Below are 17670 nucleotides of genomic sequence, written 5' to 3' on the forward strand. Positions count from 1 at the left end.
TCACCCCACTTCAGCTGCCAGAAATACCTTGGTCCTGGCTTCGCGCGGCGCGCGCAGCACCTCGCCGGCCGGACCGCTCTCGACGATCACGCCCTGGTCCATGTAGACCACGCGGTCGGCGACCTCGCGCGCGAAGCCCAGCTCATGCGTGACCACCAGCATGGTCATGCCGGAGGTCGCGAGCTCCTTCATCACGCCGAGCACCTCGCCGACCAGCTCCGGATCGAGCGCCGAGGTCGGCTCGTCGAACAGCACCAACCGCGGCGCCATCGCGAGCGCGCGTGCGATCGCGACGCGCTGCTGCTGGCCGCCGGAGAGTTGCGACGGGTAGGAGCCGGCCTTGTCGGCGAGCCCGACGCGGCGCAGCAGCGTCATCGCCGCGTCCCTCGCCTCGGCCGGCTTGCGCTTCTGCACCTGGACCGGGCCCTCGATGATGTTCTCCAGCGCCGTCATGTGCGGGAACAAATTGAAGCGCTGGAACACCATGCCGCAGGCCAGCCGCTGCCGCGCGATCTCGCGCTCGGACAGCCGATGCAGCCGGCCATCCTGCTCGCGAAAGCCGAGCAACTCGCCATCGAGCCAGATACCGCCGCTGTCGGCCGTGGTGAGCTGGTTGACGCAGCGGAGCAAGGTGGTCTTGCCGGAGCCGGACTGCCCGATCAAACACACCACCTCGCCTTCGAAAACGTCGAGCGACACCTGCTTGAGCGCCTGGAACTCGCCAAAACGCTTGCTGACCTGGCGGATCGCGACCAGCGGCTTCATCAGCGCCCCCGCGCGATGCCGCGCGCGAAGCGGCGTTCGAGCAGCATCTGCAGCGGCGTCAGGATCGAGACCACGAGCAGATACCAGAGGCCGGCCACGATCAGGAGCTCGATGACACGGGAGTTGGCGTAGTAGATGTTCTCGGCCGAATGCAGCACTTCCGGATATTGGATCACGCTCGCAAGCGAGGTCGCCTTGACCAGGCCGATGAACTCGTTGCCGAGCGGCGGGATGACGACGCGCATGGCCTGCGGCAGGATGATCCGGCGCAGCGCCTGCAGCCGGCCCATGCCGATCGCCTGCGCCGCCTCGTATTGCCCGATGTCGACCGACAGCAGCCCGGCGCGCATCACCTCCGAGGTGTATGCGCCCTGGTTGATGCCGAGCCCGAGCAGCGCGGCGAGGAACGGCGTCATCAACTCGACGGCGCGCGCGCTCCACAGGCCGGGAATGCTGATGGTCGGAAACACCAGCGCGAGATTGAACCAGAGCAGCAGTTGCAGGATCAGCGGCGTGCCGCGGAACAGCCACGTATATCCGGCGGCAACGGAGCGCAGCACCGGATTCGGCGACAGCCGCATGATCGCGACGACCACGCCGAGCGCGATGCCGAGCGCCATCGCCGCCACCGCCATGATCATGGTGTTGACGATGCCGCGCAGGATGACGGGCGCGGTGATGAAGCGCTCGACGAAGGACCACTCGATCTGCCCACGCGCGAAGGCGCGGCCGATCGCCACAAGAATCACGACAATGATTGCCGCCGTGAGCCAGCGGCTCCAATGCGCCTGCCGCGCGATTTTGTGCGCGGAGAGATCCGGGAAACCTTCGGCCAGCGTCTCGCTGCGGCTCATCGCGGCGCCGTCAGTCGACGGCGACCGGCTCGACCACGCCGGCACGCTCGGTGATGAGCTTGTACTGATCGGGCCGGCGATGCGCCGCGAAGTTGAACATCTTGTCCTTGCCTTGCCGGCACAGATCGAGATCGATGTCGGCGACGAGCACCTCATCTGCGAGCGTCTTGGCCTGGGCGACGATGCAGCCATTGGGATCGACGATGCAGGAGCCGCCGATCAGGCCGCTGCCGTCCTCGTCGCCGGCCTTGGCGACCGCGATCGCCCAGGTCGCGTTCATATAGGCATTGGCCTGCGCGACGAGCGTCGAGTGGAAGGTGCGCAAGGTTGCATCCTCGGTGTTGCCGCCGTTCGGATCATAGGCCGCGGAGTTGTAGCCGACGCAGACCAGCTCGACGCCCTGCATGCCGAGCATGCGCCAGGATTCCGGCCAGCGCCGGTCGTTGCAGATCATCATGCCCATGATCGCCCCGCCCCACTCGGAGCCGGCGCGCACCGCGGGAAAGCCGAGATCGCCGTACCCGAAATAGCGCTTCTCCAGCTGCTGATACTTGGCGCCCTCGCGCGGCTCGACCGAGCCCGGCAGATGCACCTTGCGGTACTTGCTGATGATCTCGCCATCGGGATCGACCAGGATCGAGCTGTTGAACCGCCGGCCGTCGGGCGTCAGCTCGGCGTAGCCGACATAGAAGCCGACGCCGAGCGCCCGCGCGCGGTCGAACAGCGCGGCGACGGAGGCATTCGGCATGCTGCGCTCAAAGTACTGGTCGAGCGCATCGCCCTCCAAAATCCAGCGCGGGAAGAAGGTCGTGAAGGCGAGCTCGGGAAACACCACCAGCTTCGCGCCCTCGCCGGCAGCCTGCTCCAGCAGTTCTATCAGGCGGGACAGCGTGTGTGCCCGGCTGTCGGCGCGCTGGGTCGGCCCCATCTGGGCGGCGGCGGCGCGGAAAATACGGCTCAAGACTGCCTCCGATCTGTGCGCCATGCCGAACGATCAGGCGAAGATCGCCGGGAGACGCGCACCGAAAGAAGGGGCCATCTTGGCGAAAGCGGCGTGGGATTTGCAATCCACCTTCGCGGCCGCGCGCTATGATATTTTGGCCGAGACCATCACCGGGGCTTATAGGGCGTTCACATGAACCTGCGACAGCTGGAGATCCTGCGGGCGGTCATCCGCCATCACACCACGGTCGCCGCTGCCGAGGAGCTGTCGTTGTCGCAGCCGGCGATCAGCAACGCGTTGAAGGCGATGGAGGCGCAGGCGGGCTTCACGCTGTTCGAGCGCGTCAACAACCGGCTGTTCCCGACGCCGGAGGCGATGACGCTGTATGAGGAGAGCGAGGCGATCTTCACACTTCATGCGCGGCTGGAAAACCGGGTCCGTGACCTGCGTGAGCAGAAGACAGGACATCTGTCGATCGTGGCAACGCCGCCGCTGGCCTACAGCATCATCCCGCCGACCTTGTCGGGCTTCCTGCGGCGCAGGCCCCAGACGCGGATGTTCTTCGACGTCCGGCGCTACGAGGGCGTCATCGAGGGCGTGCTCGGCAACGTCGCCGAGCTCGGCTTCGCGCTCGGCCTGTCCGATCATCCGGGCATCGCGCATGAGGTGGTGCATACCGGCGAGATGGTCTGCGTGATGCCGCCGCAGCATCCGCTCGCGGAGCGGCACGAGATTTCAGCGCGCGATCTCGCCGGCTTTCCATTGATCGGACTGGAGCGCGGCACGCGACTCGGCGAAGCCGTGAGGGACAGCTTTCGCGAATCCGATGCCGACTATCAGCCAACCGTCGAGGTCCGCTACTGCAACACGGCCTGCGTGCTGGCGGCAACCGGGGTCGGCGTCGCCGTGGTCGATCCGTTCTCGCCGCGGCAAGGCGGGCATGATCTCGCGGTGCGCCCGTTCACGCCGAGCACGGCGGTGTCGGCCTACGTGCTGTGGTCGGAGGCGCGGCCGCTGTCGAATCTGGCGAAGACGTTTCGAAACGAGGTGCGCAATGCGAGCCGGAGTCTTACGGAGAAAACAAACAAAATTGTTTCCGCAACGACGCTGCCCAATACAGCGCCCTCTCCCCTTGCGGGAGAGGGCATCGCCGGCGCCTCAACAAACTCGGTTGGGTGAGGGGTATCTTTCCACAAGCGCGATTCGTCGAGAGAGACCCCTCACCCGAGCGAGCTTGCTGCTCTGTCCAACATGCCCTCTCCCACAACGGGCGAGGGCACATCAATCAGCACCGCGCTTGCGGTTGAATACGCAAATGAAGTCGAGTGCTTAGCTTACATTCCTCCGCGGCCCGAACCTCACGCCCGCGCCAACTCGATGTCGTGCGTCTGCTTCGTCTCGGCGTCGTACACCTTGATCTGCAACATCGGGAAGCGACGCTTGAGGTCATGCGCGCCGTTATGCGCACCGTCCTTGGTCTTGAACTCGGTCTTGATCTGGCCATCGACCACGACGGCGTAGCCGGTCAGCGGAAGGTCGTTGCCGGATTTGTCTTGAGCAGGCTTGTTGTGGACAGACTTCTCTTGGGCAGACTTGAGCATTGCGAGCCGACGTCGATTCGTGAGTTGCGGGGGTGCCGGGTGCGCGGGTCTCCGCGTCTCCAGCGACATCGATGTAAGGTGAGTCTGTCGCGCCGAGCAAGCGAAGACGCGTTCTGCACAAGCAGGGCGATTACGGTTCAACCTGATGGCGTGACAACGCTCCGCGAACATTTGGAGATGCTTCGTTCCGACGGCCGGAACAGTAAACGCCCGAGTGTACTCTTGACCGTTCGTTTACCTCGCCGTCGGCCACAACGTTGTGATGTTGATGCAAGTCAACATTCTCGGTCCGAACGCGCCGCCTACTGCGGCCACGTCCAAGCGAATCACGTTGCGGTTCCCTGGTTCGGCGTTCCGCCAACGATCCCTGTGCATGGCCATGGAGAATCAGATGAGCGAGATCGGCGTCACCGCGCTGGACCACACCGTCCAGGAAACCAACATCTGGCTGAAGGCGATCGAGCAGCGGCTCGGGCTGGCGAGCCGCCAGCAGGCGTACAACGCGCTCCGCGCGGTGCTGCACGTTCTGCGCGATCGCCTCCCGCTCGCCACTGCGGCAAACTTCGGCGCTCAGCTGCCGATGCTGATCCGAGGCATCTACTACGAGGGCTGGCATCACACGTCGACGCCGACCAAGGACCGGCATCTCGAAGAGTTCGTGGACGATATCTTCCGCCAGCTACCGCCGCAATTCCCCGTCGATCCGCTCAAGGCCGCGCGCGGCATCTTCGAGATCCTCTGGGAGAAGCTCGATCCCGGCGAGTTCGACAAGCTGATGGGCCATCTGCCGGTGCCGCTCAGGAACCTGCGCGAACCGGCGACCTGAGAACTGCGAGCTCAATGCGCGAGCTGCCGGTAGATCGCCGGCAGCGCCGCAGGCAAACGGCGGATGTTGCCGACGATCGCGTAGCCGCCGCGGCCGAACAGGGTCGGAAAATACGACTGCGCCGCCGCATCGATAGTCACGCCGAAAACTGCCACGCCGGCGCGGCGTGCCTCCTGCACGGCCTTGCGCGTGTCCTCGATCGCGAACCGTCCCTCATAGTGATCGACATCATTCGGCTTGCCGTCGGTCAGCACCAGCAGCAGCCGCTTGCGCTCGGGGCGCTCGGCCAGCTCGCCGGCGGCATGGCGTACGGCCGTGCCGATGCGGGTGTAGTAGCCGGGCCGCAGCGCGCCGATGCGGCGCTCGACCTGCCCGCTCATCGGCTCGCCGAACGCCTTCACGGTTTCCAGCCGGACCCAGGAATTGCGCCGCGATGTGAAGGTGACGATGCTGTGGCTGTCGCCGCAGGCCGACAGACCGTGAGCGAGCACCAGCAGCGCCTCCTTCTCGACGTCGAGCACCCGCACGCCATCGATCCACGCATCGGTCGACAGCGAGACGTCGACCAGCAGGGTCACCGCAAGATCATGCGCGAGCGGGCGCATCGCGAGGTGGACGCGATCCAGCCCACCATGGCCGGCGTTGAGGTCGCTGCGCGCGCGGACCAGCGCGTCGATGTCGAGGTCATGGCCGTCGGCCTGGGCGCGCATCACTTCGTGGCGCGGCCGCAAGGTCTCGAAGCGACGCCGTACGCTGCGGATGCGGCGGCGCATCGCGTCATCCGGTGCCCAGGTCTCACCCGTCTCGGCGGCGTCGCCGGTGACGACGCGGCAATGATCTGGCAGATAGGCGCCGCTGCGATAATTCCATTCGGGATAAAGTCGCCCGCTGTCGAGCCGCGCGGTGTCCACGGCCTCGGGCGGCAGATCGAGATCGAACTTCAGCTTGCTCGCCGGCCGCCCCTTGCGCCTGGAGATCGCGAGCTCGTCGAGATCGTCCGCGGCCTTGCGGGCGTCGTCATCGTCGGTGTCGTCCGAGGGACGATCGACATTGACCATCTCCGCCATCGCGAGGATCTTCTCGAAGCGGTTGAGGATGAACGGATCGCGCTTGGTGGCATCGTCGCGCTCACGCCGCGCGAAGCGCTTGCGGGTGTCTTGCGTTTCCGACTGCTCAGCCGGCGTCTGCGTCTCCTCGTCGTCACGTTCGGCAGCAACCGCCTCACGGCTCCAGCAATCACCCCACAACGGGCACGGCAGCATCGGCCGGTAACCGGGCGGCGCGACATCCGGCAGCTCGCCGTCGGCGATCACAGCGTCCCACAAGGCGCCCTCCTGCGGCACGTCGGCCCCGAGCAGCGCCATGACGATGTGCTCGACCTGCTGCTCCAGACGCGGCAACGAACGCCGCGGCCGGGTCGCGGCCAGGGCCCGCGCGAGCTGGGCATAGGATCGGTTCAATCCGGGAAAGCGCGTGAGCACCACCATGGTCGTCTCGCGCGCCCGGCGCAGCGCGAGAAGATCGCGCCGCAGCGGATCGGCCTCCGCGATCGGATCGATCGGCATGGTCGCGAACCACGCGGCGAGCCACTGATAGAGCTGCGCATTGAGCGCGCGATCCGGCAGCAGCGCGATGCTGTCCGGAAGAAACACTGTGGCGCCGTCGCGGCCGGCCTGGTCGAGGCACTCGTCACCAAGGCCGATGCGCTGGCGCCAGCCGAGACGATGGCCGGACTTGCGCGCCTTGGCGCCCGCGATCTGCACGCCGGTCTCGCCGCCCAGCGCGCGGAACATCACCGCGATACGGCCGCTGACATCGTTCAGCGCAACCGCGTGATCGGGATGGACCGGATAGCTCGAGGTCGTGCCGACCAGGCGGTGCCACGCGCGGCCAACCGTTTCTTCCAGTTCGAGAAAGTCGAGCATGGCTCACCCGATTACAGCGTGCGCGACCTCGCGCAGCGCGGCCTTGACGTCAGCATCGTCGGTGAGCGGCTCGATCATCGCGGCGAGCACGGCATCGGCGACCGGTGTGCCGGCGGCAACCAGCGTGGCGCAATACACCAGCAGCCGGGTCGAGACGCCCTCCTCCAGATCATGGCCCTGCAGCGCCCGCAGCCGCTGCGCCAGCGCCACCAGCGGCCGGACACGGTCAGGCGACAACCCGCTCTCGGCAACGACGACCGCAAGCTCCTGCTCGGCGGGCAGGAAGCCGAACTCGATCGCGATGAAGCGCTGCCGCGTCGACGGCTTCAGCGCCTTGTGCAGCGACTGGTAGCCGGGATTGTAGGAGACGACGAGCATGAAGCCGTCGGGCGCGGCCAGCTCCTCGCCGGTGCGCTCGAGCGGCAGAATGCGGCGATCGTCGGTGAGAGGATGCAGCACGACCGTGACGTCCTTGCGCGCCTCGACCACCTCATCGAGATAACAGATGCCGCCTTCGCGCACCGCGCGGGTCAGCGGTCCGTCGGTCCACACGGTATCGCCGCCCTTGAGCAGATAGCGGCCGGTGAGATCGGCGGCGGTGAGGTCGTCGTGACAGGCCACGGTGTGCAGCGGCAGCCCGAGCCGCGCGGCCATGTGCGCGACGAAGCGAGTCTTGCCGCAGCCGGTCGGGCCCTTCAGCAGCACTGGAAGGCGATGCCGGAACGCGTGCTCGAACAGCGCGCACTCGTTGCCAGTCGGCGTGTACGGCGGAAAAGCGGGAACGGTCTCGATCGCGTGCAGCGCAGCTTTCATGATCTCTCTCCAAAATCGGGGCATGCAGGCGGCGACCGCAAGGCCGCCGCCTGCCAGCATTCACTCCGCGGGCTGCAGCGCGCCGGGGATCACGGCCTGCTTCGCGCGGCCGGGCACCAGCACGGCCCAGACGAACATCAGCGCCGAAATCGCGACGAACACGCCGGAGCCGAGCCGCACCCAGTAGAACATCGCGAGCTGATCCTGCACGTCCATGTAGCTCTGGCCGAGCACGCGCTGCAGATGCACCTGGAGGATGCCGGCGAAGGTCAGCGCGAAGGTCATCACCATCATCGCCGTGCACATGATCCAGAAGCTCGCGATCGAGAGCCACTGATTGTAGGGCGCGCGCTGGCGCAGCTGCGGCACGGCATAGGCCATGACAGCGAGGTTGAGCATCACATAGGCGCCGAAAAAGGCGAGATGGCCGTGCGCGGCGGTGACCTGGGTGCCGTGGGTGTAGTAGTTCACGCTCGACAGGGTGTGCAGGAAGCCCCACACGCCGGCACCGAGGAAGGCCATCATGGAGCAACCGACGGACCACAGCAGCGCGGCACGGTTCGGATGCTTGCGGCCGGCCTTCAACGTCATCTGCACCGTGAAGATCACCATGGTGAAGAACGGCGCGACTTCCAGCGTCGAGAACAGCGAGCCGATCCATTGCCAATAGCCGGGCGCGCCGATCCAGTAGAAGTGGTGGCCGGTGCCGAGGATGCCGGAGAACAGCGCGAGACCGATGATCACATAGAGCCACTTCTCGACCACCTCGCGGTCGATGCCGTTGAGCTTGATCATCAGGAAGGCGAGGATCGAGGCCATGATCAGCTCCCACACGCCTTCGACCCAGAGATGGACGATGTACCACCAGTACATCTTGTCGACGGCGAGATTGGCCGGGTTGTAGAACGCGAACAGGAAGAAGATCGCGACGCCCCACAGCCCAAACAGCAGGATGTTGGTCACCGTGGTCTTGCGGCCCTTCAGTGCGGTCATCGTCACATTGAACAGGAACATCAGGCAGACCACGACGATGCCGACCTTGATGATGAAGGGCTGCTCGAGGAACTCGCGGCCCTCGTGGTAGTGGAAGACATAGCCGACCACCGCCACGGCGGCTGCGCCGAAGAACATCCAGAACTGGATCTTGGCGAGCAGCGGGCTGTAGAGCTCGGTCTCGGTCTCCTCGGGCAAGAGGAAGTAGGTCGCGCCCATGAAGCCGATCAGCGACCAGACGATCAACGCGTTGGTGTGGATCATGCGGACGATGTTGAAGGGCAGCAGGACCGACAGCGTGTTCGGCAGCACGTAGATGGTGCCGGCGAGCAGGCCGAACAGGACCTGAGCAAGGAAGAGCGTCAGCGCGCCGTAGAAATACAGCATCGCGACCTTCTGGGTCTCATATCTCATCGCGGATCTCTCTCGTGGATGAAGGGCGAAATGCGGGGCTCAGCCGGCCTTGTTCGGCGGCCAGTCCTGGCGCTTGATGGTGTCGGTCCATTGCAGGAAGTCGGCGAGGTCGTTGAGCTCCTGGTCGGTCAGGTTGAACTGCGGCATCTGCCGCCGTCCCGGCGCACCCGAGGGCTGCGACTGCATCCAGGACTTCAGCATCTCGCGCGCCGCGGCAGGGTCTTCTCGCCCGCCCCAGCGGTCCCAGACATTGCCGACTTCAGGCGCGAAGTAGGCGCCCTCGCCAAGCAACGTATGGCAGTTGATGCAGGAGTTCTTCTCCCAGACATGCTTGCCGCGCGCGACGCCATCCGAGAGTGTCGACGCCTTGGTCGAGGTCGTGACCATGTAGTAGTGGCTGTGCGCGGTCAGCCCGAGGAAGATCGCAAAGAAGAAGGCCGAACCGCCGTAGAAGACGTTCCGCGCGGCCGACTTGGTCAGGCGTTCCGCCATGACACGTCCTTTCCGGTTGGTGAAGAGTCGATGTGTGGAAGCAATCTACCGGCGCGGCCGGAGGGCTCTTTGTCGGGGCGCAACGAGTGCGCCGATCAGCAGCTAGACGAGAGCCCGGATGGCAACCGCAAGCGCGGCAAAGGCAGCGAGGCCGGCGATCCAGGTGGCGAGCAGACCGCGCCACGGCGCGGGCCCATGCCGCAGCCCGAGATAATCGAGCGCGATTACCCTGCCCTTTGCAGCGGCGAGCAAGAGCACCAGCGCATCAATGAGCCATCTGTTCGGTATCAGCACCGAGGCTGCGAGCGTGGCGAGAGCGAAGCTCAGCAGTTGCAGACACGCGACATCGAGACGACCGAGGATCATGGCTCACCTCACCAGATAGAGGATCGGGAACATCACGATCCAGACCAGGTCGACCATGTGCCAGAACGCAGCCCCGGTCTCGACACCGTTGGACGAGGCGCTGCGGCCGACGATGGCGAGGATGACGATGCCCAGCGCAACGTGCAGCAGGTGGAACCCCGTCAGCAGGAAGTAGAGCGTGAAGAAAACCGAGGATTCGAGGCTGGCGCCGGACGCGATCTCGTTGCCGTACTCGATCAGCTTGATGGCTATGAATGCGACACCGAGCATCATGGCCAGCGCAATCCAGCGCCGTGCGCTACGCCGCGACTCCCCCCGCGCGGCTTCAGCAGCCCGCGCCGCGGCCCAGCCGCTCGTCACCAGCACGATCGTGTTCAACGCGGCGAGCGGTCCGTCGAGCATGGCCTGCCCGGCCGCGAACACCACCGGATGAACCGCACGCGCGACGATGAAGGCGCCGAGCAGCAGGCCGAACGCGACCAGCTCGCTGAGGATCAGCACCCACATCATGGGATCGCCGGGCAACCCGTCAAGCACGCCCCAACGCTCCTCCTGCTCCGTTTCGCATGTGAGTGCCGACATCGCGCCCTCCGGTTGGATACGCGACGCTAGTCAAGGGAGCTGAGGTCCTCTTTGTCGGTGCACAAACAGCGCGGCGTCGCACTGCGCTAGGAAGGGATGAAGCCGCCAGGAGCCCATCCCATGACCGAAGCCCAGCTCGGCCTCGTCACCGCCACGCCGATCATCATCGTGTTCGCCGCGGCGCTGCGGCGCATGGGTGTGCTGTCGACCACCGGCACCGTGTCGGCCATTGCGGCGTCGGTGGCGATCGCCACCGTCCTGTTCGTCACCCAATAGGCCGCTTGGAACCTTCGCGGCACCAGGGCGTCTCCTCGTCCGGAGGTGCCGCATGGACGACAACCGTTTCGCCGAGTTGCTCGGTAACGCCGCGATCAGCGTGTGGGGTGACATCCCCCGCGACATCCAGGAGGCGCTGTTCGAGACCGCGATGCGCGGCCACGACGATCTGCGGCATCAGCTGGCGAAGCTGCTGCACGACCGCCACCCGCGCACGGAGCATCCGCCGCGACCGGAATGAGCCGCTCAGTCCCTTGGATCTTCCGGCGTGAAATGTGACGGCTCGTCGTATCCGCGGCGGCTGCTGTAGAACAGCAGCACCATCAGCCCGATCCCCACGATCAACGAGAACACCACGCCGAGCGTCAGCGCGATCCAGCCCTCGGTCGGCATCGGATCTCCGGGCAGCGTCAGCCCCTGATAGGCGAAGACGACGGCGGCCGCGAAGATCAGCAGCAATGCAACGATGATGGTGACCGGTCCTGCACGCATGACGATCGAGCTCCTGCGAGCGAGAACGGGGGGCCGCCTCGATCGTTCCTGACCGACACGCGGTAAAGGCGCACGGCAGCAGTTCCGAAATGCGAGAATGGCCAGTGGGGAGGCGAGCACATTGCGCCGCCGAAATCACCGCGCTGCATTCAATCGCGGCATCATCTGCTCAACGGTGGCACTCGCCCACGGCTTGGCACCGGGAGCATGGCTGCTCCCGGCGGTGGTCGCTAGGCGCGCGGGAACTTAGCTGATAACCATAGCGGCTTCCTATCGGCTAAAGAGGACACCACCGGAGATGGACAACCGCAGCGAGATCTGGCGCGGCGTCGACGCGATCAAGACCCGTTTCATCGAGCTCAGCGACCGGGTGTGGAGCATGCCCGAGGTCTGCTACACCGAGGCCCGCTCCTCCGCCGAGCATCTCGCCGAGCTGAAGCATCAAGGTTTTCGTATCACCGAAAAGGTCGCGGGCATTCCGACGGCGCTGATGGGCGAGTGGGGCGAAGGCGGTCCGGTGATCGCCTTCATGGGCGAGTATGACGCCCTGCCCGGCCTTTCTCAGGAAGCCGGCGTGGCCGAGCATCGCCCGATCGAGACCGGCGGCCATGGCCATGGCTGTGGCCACAATCTCCTGGGCTCGGCCGCGCTGCTCGCCGCCACCGCTGTTAAGGACTGGCTCGCCGCGAACAAGGTTCCGGGACGGGTACGCTACTATGGCTGTCCGGCCGAGGAAGGCGGCGCGGCAAAAGCCTTTATGGTGCGCGCGGGCGCGTTCGAGGATGCCGACATCGCCATCACTTGGCATCCCTCCAGCTTCTGGGAAGTGGTGATGACGCCGTCGCTGGCCAACACCCGCGCCGACTTCATCTTCACCGGACGCACGTCGCATGCGGCGGCGTCGCCGCATCTCGGCCGCAGCGCGCTCGATGCCGTCGAGCTGATGAATGTCGGCGTCAACTACATGCGCGAGCACATGCCGAGCGACGCCCGCGTCCACTACGCGCTGCTCGACACCGGCGGCATTGCGCCGAACGTCGTGCAGGCACATGCGCGGGTGCGCTACTCGATCCGCGCGCGCGACCTGCCCGGCATGAACGAGCTGGTCGGACGCGTGCACAAGATCGCGCAAGGAGCCGCGCTGATGACCGAGACGAAGGTCGAGATGAAGATCATCTCGGCGGTGTCCAACATCCTGCCGAACACGCCGCTCGAAGAGGCGCTGTACGGCATCATGGAGGAGCTGGGACCGCCGCATTTCGACGAGACCGACCGCGATTTCGCAGGCCAGATCCAGGCGACCTTGACCGACAAGGACATCGAGTCGGTCTATTACAGCATTGGCATGGAGCCGACCGGCAAGCCGCTCGCGGATTTCCTCGTACCGCTCAACGCCAAGCGCAATCCGCAGATCGGCTCGACGGATGTCGGCGACGTGAGCTGGGTGGTGCCCACCGTGCAGGTGCACGCGCCGACTGTCGCGATCGGCACGCCGTTCCACACCTGGCAGGTCGTTGCCCAGGGCAAGACGCCGGCCGCGCACAAGGCGATGGTGCAAGCCTCCAAGGCGATGGCGGCTCTCGGCATCAAGGCGCTCAACGAGCCCGCTCTGATCGCCGCTGCGAAAGCCGACCTGAAGAAGCGGACGACGCGGACGCCCTATGTCAGCCCGCTGCCCGCCGAGGTCGAGCCGCCGCTGACGATGTCGGTCGCCTGAGACCAGAACTTGGGGGAATAACATGGCAAAGACAGCGAAGAAGCCGGCGGCAAAGACCGCCCGGCCGGTCCCGAAGCGCGCTGTGAACGCGCGGGCCAAGACGAAGCCGGTGGCCAAGGTCAAGACATCCGCCAAACCGCCGGCGAAGACAGCCGCGGCAAAGCCGCGGCTGCCGAAGGGACCGGCTTGGCAATGGTCGGCGGTCGAGACGGCGGCGGCGATCCGCTCGGGCGCGGTCTCCTCGGTCGAGGTCACCCAGGCGCACATCGCGCGCATGCACGAGATCAATCCGAAGCTCAACGCGGTCGTCGTCGATCTCAGCGAAGAGGCGTTGAAAGCCGCGCGGGCCGCCGACAAGGCGCGCGACAAGTCCGGCCTGCTGCACGGCGTGCCCGTTACGATCAAGGAGAACGTCGACTACGAGGGCCGGCCGAATCCGAACGGCGTTCCGGCGCAGATGGGCATCATCGCGCCGTCGGACGCGCCGGTCGTGCGCAACCTCAAGAAGGCCGGTGCGATCGTGCTCGGTCTCACCAATACGCCGGAGTTCTCGTTCCGCGGCTTCACCGATAACCCGCTGCATGGCCTGACGCTGAATCCCTGGGATCCGGAGATCACCTGCGGCGGCTCGTCGGGCGGTGCCGGCAGCGCCGTTGCCGCCGGCATCGGCACGATTGCGCATGGCAACGACATCGGCGGCTCGCTGCGCTGGCCGGCGCATTGCAACGGCGTCGTGACCATCAAGCCGACGCAAGGGCGTATTCCCGCCTACAATGAAAGCGCCGCGGGCGAGCGGCCGATGCTGGCGCATCTGATGTCGTCGCAGGGCCCGCTGGCGCGCAGCGTCGCCGATGTGCGGCTGGCGCTGGAGGTAATGAGCCGGCGCGATCCGCGCGATCCCTGGTGGGTGCCGGCGCCGCTCGAGGGCGACAGACCGAAGCGGCCGATCAAGGTCGCGCTCGCCAAGATCCCGGATGACATGGATGTCGATCCCTCGGTCCACGCCGCACTCCGGCAGGCCGCCGACCATCTGGAGCGCGCCGGCTACCGCGTCAGCGAGGTCGAGGTCCCCGACATTTCCGGCGTGTGGCAGACCTGGTGCGACGTCATCACCACCGAGGTCGTGGTGATGCAGGAGGCCAAGATGCTCTCCGTCACCTCCGAGGACTTCCACAAGGCGTGGGGCGGGATGCGGGCGAAGGCCGAGATCCTCGACCTCCCCGGCTGGATGAAGGCGACGGCGCAGCGCTCCACCCATATCCGCGCCTGGCAGCTGTTCTTCGAGGACTATCCGGTGGTGCTCGCACCGACCACGGTAAAGCCGACTCCGGGTCCGCGCGAGGACACCGTCAGCGCCGAGCGGGTGCAGGAGATCTTCTTCAACGAGATCCGCTTCATCTCCGCGATCAACGTGCTCGGCCTGCCCGGCGCCGTCGTTCCGGTCACGGTCCATAATGGCCATCCGATCGGCGTGCAGCTGATCGCGGGCCGCTATCGCGAGGACCTCGCGCTCGATGCCGCCGCCGCGATCGAGAAGCGTGCGGGCATGCTGGTGCGCCAGCTCTGGGAACGGCTGGCCTAGCTCTCGCGATGGCCTGGGCAACGCAATCCCCAGGCCGTCGTGTTTGCGACACGGCACCGCAGCGATTGTCGAAATCCGAACATTGACGCGGATCGCGTCGGCACGCGGCAGTCCCTCGTGTTGACGGGAACCGGCCGAGCTGTCTATTCTGATATATACGAATGGATATAGCACGGCATCCGCTCCGCCGATGCAGCGGAACGGGACTTGCAATTCACCGCAACGAACTCGCTTGGTGAATATAACGAGGACAATGTGATGAGATCGATGCGCTTCGCCACCGCCGCCCTCTGCGCGGCTGTTGCCCTTTTGACCGGCGCGAACGCCTTTGCCGGCAGCGCCAACGTCGCGGTCGCCGCCAACTTCACCGAGCCCGCCAAGCAGATCGCCGGCCTGTTCAAGGCCAAGACCGGCCACGAGCTAGTGCTGAGCTTCGGCTCCTCAGGCCAGTTCTACACCCAGATCAAGGAGAACGCGCCGTTCGCGATCCTGCTCTCTGCGGACGATGAGCGGCCGAAGAAGCTGGTCGATGACGGCCTCGGCGTCGCCGACAGCCGCTTCACCTATGCGATCGGCAAGCTCGTGCTGTGGAGCAAGGATGCGAACACGGTCAAGGGCGAGGAGACGCTCAAGGCAAATGCCTTCAACAAGCTGTCGATCGCCAATCCCACAGCCGCGCCTTACGGCGCCGCCGCTGTCGAGACACTGAAGGCGCTCAAGCTCTATGAGACAATCCAGCCCAAGATCGTGCAGGGCAACACCATCTCGCAGGCGTTCCAGTTCGTCGACACCGGCAATGCCGAGCTCGGCTTCGTGGCGCTGTCGCAACTGATGCCGAATGCCGGCGGCTCGCGCTGGCTGGTGCCGCAGAACCTCTACACCGAGATCCGGCAGGACGCGGTGCTGCTGAAGGCCTCGGCCGGCAACGAGGCGGCCACCGCCTTTCTCGCCTTCCTCAAGACCCCGGAAGCCCGTGCCGTCATCGAGAAGTTCGGCTATGCTCTGGACTCGAAGTCGGGCAGCTGAGCCCTTCGATCGATGATGCCCAAAGGATGAACCTGCACGTTTCCGCCGATATCTGGCAACCGATCCGGCTGACTCTCGAGCTCGCGGCGCTCACGACCGTCATCCTGATGCTCGTGGGCACGCCGATCGCGTGGTGGCTGGCGCGGTCACAAGTGTGGTGGAAGGAGGCGGTCGCGGCGCTGGTCGCGATCCCCCTGGTGCTGCCGCCGACCGTGCTCGGCTTCTATCTGCTGGTCGCGCTCGGCCCGAGCGGCCCCGGCGGGGCCCTGGCCTCGCTGTGGGGCGCACGCACGCTGGCCTTCACATTTCCCGGCCTCGTGATCGGCTCGGTGCTGTTCTCGATGCCGTTCGTGGTGCAGCCGATCCGCAACGCCTTCGAGGCGATGGGCGAGAAGCCGATGGAGGCGGCGGCGACCTTGCGGGCCTCGCCGTGGCTCGCGTTCTGGACCATCGCCGTGCCGCTGGCGAGCCCGGGCTTTCTCACCGGCGCCATCCTCGGCTTTGCCCACACCGTCGGCGAGTTCGGCGTCGTGCTGATGATCGGCGGCAACATCCCCGGCAAGACCAAGGTGCTGTCGGTGGCGATCTACGACTATGTCGAGACCTCGCAATGGACCGAGGCCTCGGCGCTCGCGCTCGGCATGGTCGTGTTCTCGTTTGCCGTCATTCTGACGATGATGTTGATCGAGAAGAAGATGACGAAAAGCGCCTCATGAGCACGGTCAAGGTCGACTTCCGCGGCACGCTCGGCCGCTTCGAGCTGAATGCGCGGTTCGAGGTGCCAGCCCGCGGCGTCACCGCCATTTTCGGTCCCTCCGGCTGTGGCAAGACGGCCGTCATGCGCTGCATTGCCGGCCTCAATCGCCTGAACGGACTCTGCTCCGTCGCCGGCGACGTCTGGCAGGACGAGAAGCACTTCCGCCCGGTGCATCAGCGTCCGATCGGCTACGTGTTCCAGGAAGCCAATCTGTTTCCGCATCTCTCGGTTCGCCGCAACCTGATGTATGGCCATCCCGGCAAGACCGGAGCCGGCGCAATTGGCTTCGACGAGATCGTGGGGCTCTTGGGCATCGCCAGGCTGCTGGAGCGCTCGCCGCGGCACCTGTCGGGCGGCGAGCGGCAGCGCGTCGCGATCGGCCGCGCGCTGCTCAGTCAGCCCAAGCTCCTGCTAATGGACGAGCCGCTGTCGGCGCTCGACCAGATGACCAAGGATGAGATCCTGCCCTATCTGGAGCGGCTGCACGCCGCGCTCGTCCTGCCGATCCTCTACATCAGCCACGACATCGCCGAGGTCGAGCGGCTTGCCGATCAGCTGGTGTTGATGCGCAATGGCGCCGTGCTGGCGTCGGGTCCACTGTCCAAGTTGCAGGCCGATCTGTCGCTGCCCCTCGCGCTGTCACGGGATGCCGCCGTGAGCCTCGACGCCACCGTGCTGAAGCAGGATGCGACCGACGGCATGGCGACGCTCGACGTCGACGGCGGATACTTCCTGGTGCCGGCCGAGCCGCTCACCCTGGGCACGCGCCGCCGCCTGCGCGTGCTCGCCGATGATGTCAGCCTCGCGGTCGAGGCCCCCAGCCGCAGCACCATCGTCAACGTGCTCAGGGCCAGGATCCTCGAGATCCGCAGCCAATCGGATCACCGCGTCACCGCTCTGCTCGGCCTCGGCGAGGAGGGCCAGGGCGCGCGGCTGCTGTCGCGCGTCACGCAGCGCTCGTGGAACGAGCTTGGCCTCCAGGCTGGCCTTCTTGTCTACGCCCAGGTCAAGGGCGTCGCGCTGGTCCGCCGCGAAGAGCCGCTCGCCTGAGTCGAACATCCGGCCCCGTCTCCACCATCACGCCATGTTGTATACGCGACAATATAGCACCTCGTGTTATATCCGAAACAATATAGCTTCTGAGCCGAGAGGACACAGCCTTCGCGGATTTTGTGAAAGACTTGAACGGCTTGTCCTGTCGCCTGGCTGCTGGCCCGACGCTTGCTACCTCGATCTCGCAACACGA

General features: G+C 65.9%; 21 protein-coding genes. 10 read left to right on the forward strand and 11 right to left on the reverse strand.

Annotation, left to right across the window (positions count from 1 at the left end):
- From ACVILH_RS33905 to ACVILH_RS33915, 3 genes are read right to left on the reverse strand one after another with little or no spacing between them, the layout of a single operon-like run.
- On the reverse strand, window positions 1-768 hold the full coding sequence (locus ACVILH_RS33905; RefSeq protein WP_456717163.1) for an amino acid ABC transporter ATP-binding protein: 768 nt from the start codon (window positions 766-768) through the stop codon (window positions 1-3).
- Window positions 765-1619 carry an amino acid ABC transporter permease gene (locus tag ACVILH_RS33910; RefSeq protein ID WP_456716779.1) on the reverse strand — a complete coding sequence of 285 codons (855 nt, stop codon included), beginning with the start codon at window positions 1617-1619 and terminating at the stop codon, window positions 765-767. The genes ACVILH_RS33905 and ACVILH_RS33910 overlap by 4 nt, the downstream gene beginning before the upstream one ends.
- Before the next feature lie 10 nt (window positions 1620-1629).
- Complete coding sequence (locus tag ACVILH_RS33915; protein WP_456716780.1) at window positions 1630-2604, reverse strand: N-carbamoyl-D-amino-acid hydrolase; 975 nt, start codon at window positions 2602-2604, stop codon at window positions 1630-1632.
- Here ACVILH_RS33915 and ACVILH_RS33920 point away from each other — a divergent pair.
- Together ACVILH_RS33920 and ACVILH_RS33925 are read left to right on the forward strand one after the other, a co-directional pair.
- Complete coding sequence (locus tag ACVILH_RS33920; RefSeq protein ID WP_456716781.1) at window positions 2603-2758, forward strand: hypothetical protein; 156 nt, start codon at window positions 2603-2605, stop codon at window positions 2756-2758. The two genes, ACVILH_RS33915 and ACVILH_RS33920, sit on opposite strands and share 2 nt — an antisense overlap.
- Window positions 2755-3741 carry a LysR family transcriptional regulator gene (locus tag ACVILH_RS33925; protein ID WP_456716782.1) on the forward strand — a complete coding sequence of 329 codons (987 nt, stop codon included), beginning with the start codon at window positions 2755-2757 and terminating at the stop codon, window positions 3739-3741. Before ACVILH_RS33920 ends, ACVILH_RS33925 begins: the two co-directional genes overlap by 4 nt.
- Window positions 3742-3920: 179 nt before the next feature.
- Here ACVILH_RS33925 and ACVILH_RS33930 read toward each other — a convergent pair whose 3' ends face one another.
- The gene (locus ACVILH_RS33930; RefSeq protein ID WP_006612869.1) at window positions 3921-4163 is read right to left on the reverse strand and encodes a hypothetical protein; all 243 of its coding nucleotides are present in this window, start codon (window positions 4161-4163) and stop codon (window positions 3921-3923) included.
- Between the two features lie 391 nt (window positions 4164-4554).
- On the opposite strand from ACVILH_RS33930, the gene ACVILH_RS33935 reads away from it, so the two are divergent.
- Window positions 4555-4989 (forward strand): DUF2267 domain-containing protein, encoded by a 435-nt coding sequence (locus ACVILH_RS33935; protein WP_456716783.1) that lies wholly within the window; start codon window positions 4555-4557, stop codon window positions 4987-4989.
- 11 nt (window positions 4990-5000) lie between these two features.
- Here ACVILH_RS33935 and ACVILH_RS33940 read toward each other — a convergent pair whose 3' ends face one another.
- From ACVILH_RS33940 to ACVILH_RS33965, 6 genes are all read right to left on the reverse strand, one after another.
- The gene (locus ACVILH_RS33940) at window positions 5001-6914 is read right to left on the reverse strand and encodes a VWA domain-containing protein (RefSeq protein WP_456716784.1); all 1914 of its coding nucleotides are present in this window, start codon (window positions 6912-6914) and stop codon (window positions 5001-5003) included.
- Between the two features lie 3 nt (window positions 6915-6917).
- Window positions 6918-7727, reverse strand: a complete 810-nt coding sequence (locus ACVILH_RS33945) for an AAA family ATPase (protein WP_456716785.1) — start codon at window positions 7725-7727, stop codon at window positions 6918-6920.
- A 60-nt stretch (window positions 7728-7787) separates the two neighbouring features.
- Entirely contained in the window at window positions 7788-9134 is a 1347-nt protein-coding gene (locus tag ACVILH_RS33950) for a cbb3-type cytochrome c oxidase subunit I (protein ID WP_456716786.1), read from the reverse strand.
- 39 nt (window positions 9135-9173) lie between these two features.
- The gene (locus tag ACVILH_RS33955) at window positions 9174-9626 is read right to left on the reverse strand and encodes a c-type cytochrome (RefSeq protein ID WP_257169900.1); all 453 of its coding nucleotides are present in this window, start codon (window positions 9624-9626) and stop codon (window positions 9174-9176) included.
- A 102-nt stretch (window positions 9627-9728) separates the two neighbouring features.
- The gene (locus ACVILH_RS33960; RefSeq protein WP_456716787.1) at window positions 9729-9992 is read right to left on the reverse strand and encodes a cytochrome C oxidase subunit IV family protein; all 264 of its coding nucleotides are present in this window, start codon (window positions 9990-9992) and stop codon (window positions 9729-9731) included.
- A gap of 3 nt (window positions 9993-9995) precedes the next feature.
- The gene (locus ACVILH_RS33965; RefSeq protein ID WP_456716788.1) at window positions 9996-10574 is read right to left on the reverse strand and encodes a cytochrome c oxidase subunit 3 family protein; all 579 of its coding nucleotides are present in this window, start codon (window positions 10572-10574) and stop codon (window positions 9996-9998) included.
- A 120-nt stretch (window positions 10575-10694) separates the two neighbouring features.
- Between ACVILH_RS33965 and ACVILH_RS33970 the strand changes: the two genes are divergently transcribed.
- Together ACVILH_RS33970 and ACVILH_RS33975 are read left to right on the forward strand one after the other, a co-directional pair.
- Entirely contained in the window at window positions 10695-10850 is a 156-nt protein-coding gene (locus ACVILH_RS33970) for a hypothetical protein (protein WP_009028352.1), read from the forward strand.
- Window positions 10851-10902: 52 nt separating this feature from the next.
- Window positions 10903-11091, forward strand: coding sequence for a hypothetical protein (locus tag ACVILH_RS33975; protein WP_456716789.1), 189 nt, complete (start codon window positions 10903-10905; stop codon window positions 11089-11091).
- Window positions 11092-11096: 5 nt separating this feature from the next.
- Here the strand turns inward: ACVILH_RS33975 and ACVILH_RS33980 are convergent, their stop codons facing one another.
- Window positions 11097-11342 (reverse strand): hypothetical protein, encoded by a 246-nt coding sequence (locus tag ACVILH_RS33980; RefSeq protein WP_456716790.1) that lies wholly within the window; start codon window positions 11340-11342, stop codon window positions 11097-11099.
- Between the two features lie 298 nt (window positions 11343-11640).
- Here ACVILH_RS33980 and ACVILH_RS33985 point away from each other — a divergent pair, with 298 nt between their 5' ends.
- The 5 genes from ACVILH_RS33985 to modC all read left to right on the forward strand — a co-directional run bounded on the left by ACVILH_RS33985 (window position 11641) and on the right by modC (window position 17474).
- Window positions 11641-13059: a M20 family metallopeptidase gene (locus ACVILH_RS33985; protein WP_456716791.1), complete on the forward strand. Its 1419-nt coding sequence runs from the start codon at window positions 11641-11643 to the stop codon at window positions 13057-13059.
- Window positions 13060-13081: 22 nt separating this feature from the next.
- Window positions 13082-14641: an amidase family protein gene (locus tag ACVILH_RS33990; RefSeq protein WP_456716792.1), complete on the forward strand. Its 1560-nt coding sequence runs from the start codon at window positions 13082-13084 to the stop codon at window positions 14639-14641.
- 258 nt (window positions 14642-14899) lie between these two features.
- On the forward strand, window positions 14900-15667 hold the full coding sequence (gene modA / locus ACVILH_RS33995) for a molybdate ABC transporter substrate-binding protein (protein ID WP_456716793.1): 768 nt from the start codon (window positions 14900-14902) through the stop codon (window positions 15665-15667).
- Window positions 15668-15693: 26 nt separating this feature from the next.
- Entirely contained in the window at window positions 15694-16383 is a 690-nt protein-coding gene (modB, locus tag ACVILH_RS34000) for a molybdate ABC transporter permease subunit (RefSeq protein WP_456716794.1), read from the forward strand.
- The gene (gene modC / locus ACVILH_RS34005) at window positions 16380-17474 is read left to right on the forward strand and encodes a molybdenum ABC transporter ATP-binding protein (protein ID WP_456716795.1); all 1095 of its coding nucleotides are present in this window, start codon (window positions 16380-16382) and stop codon (window positions 17472-17474) included. The genes modB and modC overlap by 4 nt, the downstream gene beginning before the upstream one ends.
- The last annotated feature ends 196 nt before the right edge of the window (window positions 17475-17670 follow it).

The organism is Bradyrhizobium sp. USDA 4353, from assembly GCF_054063215.1.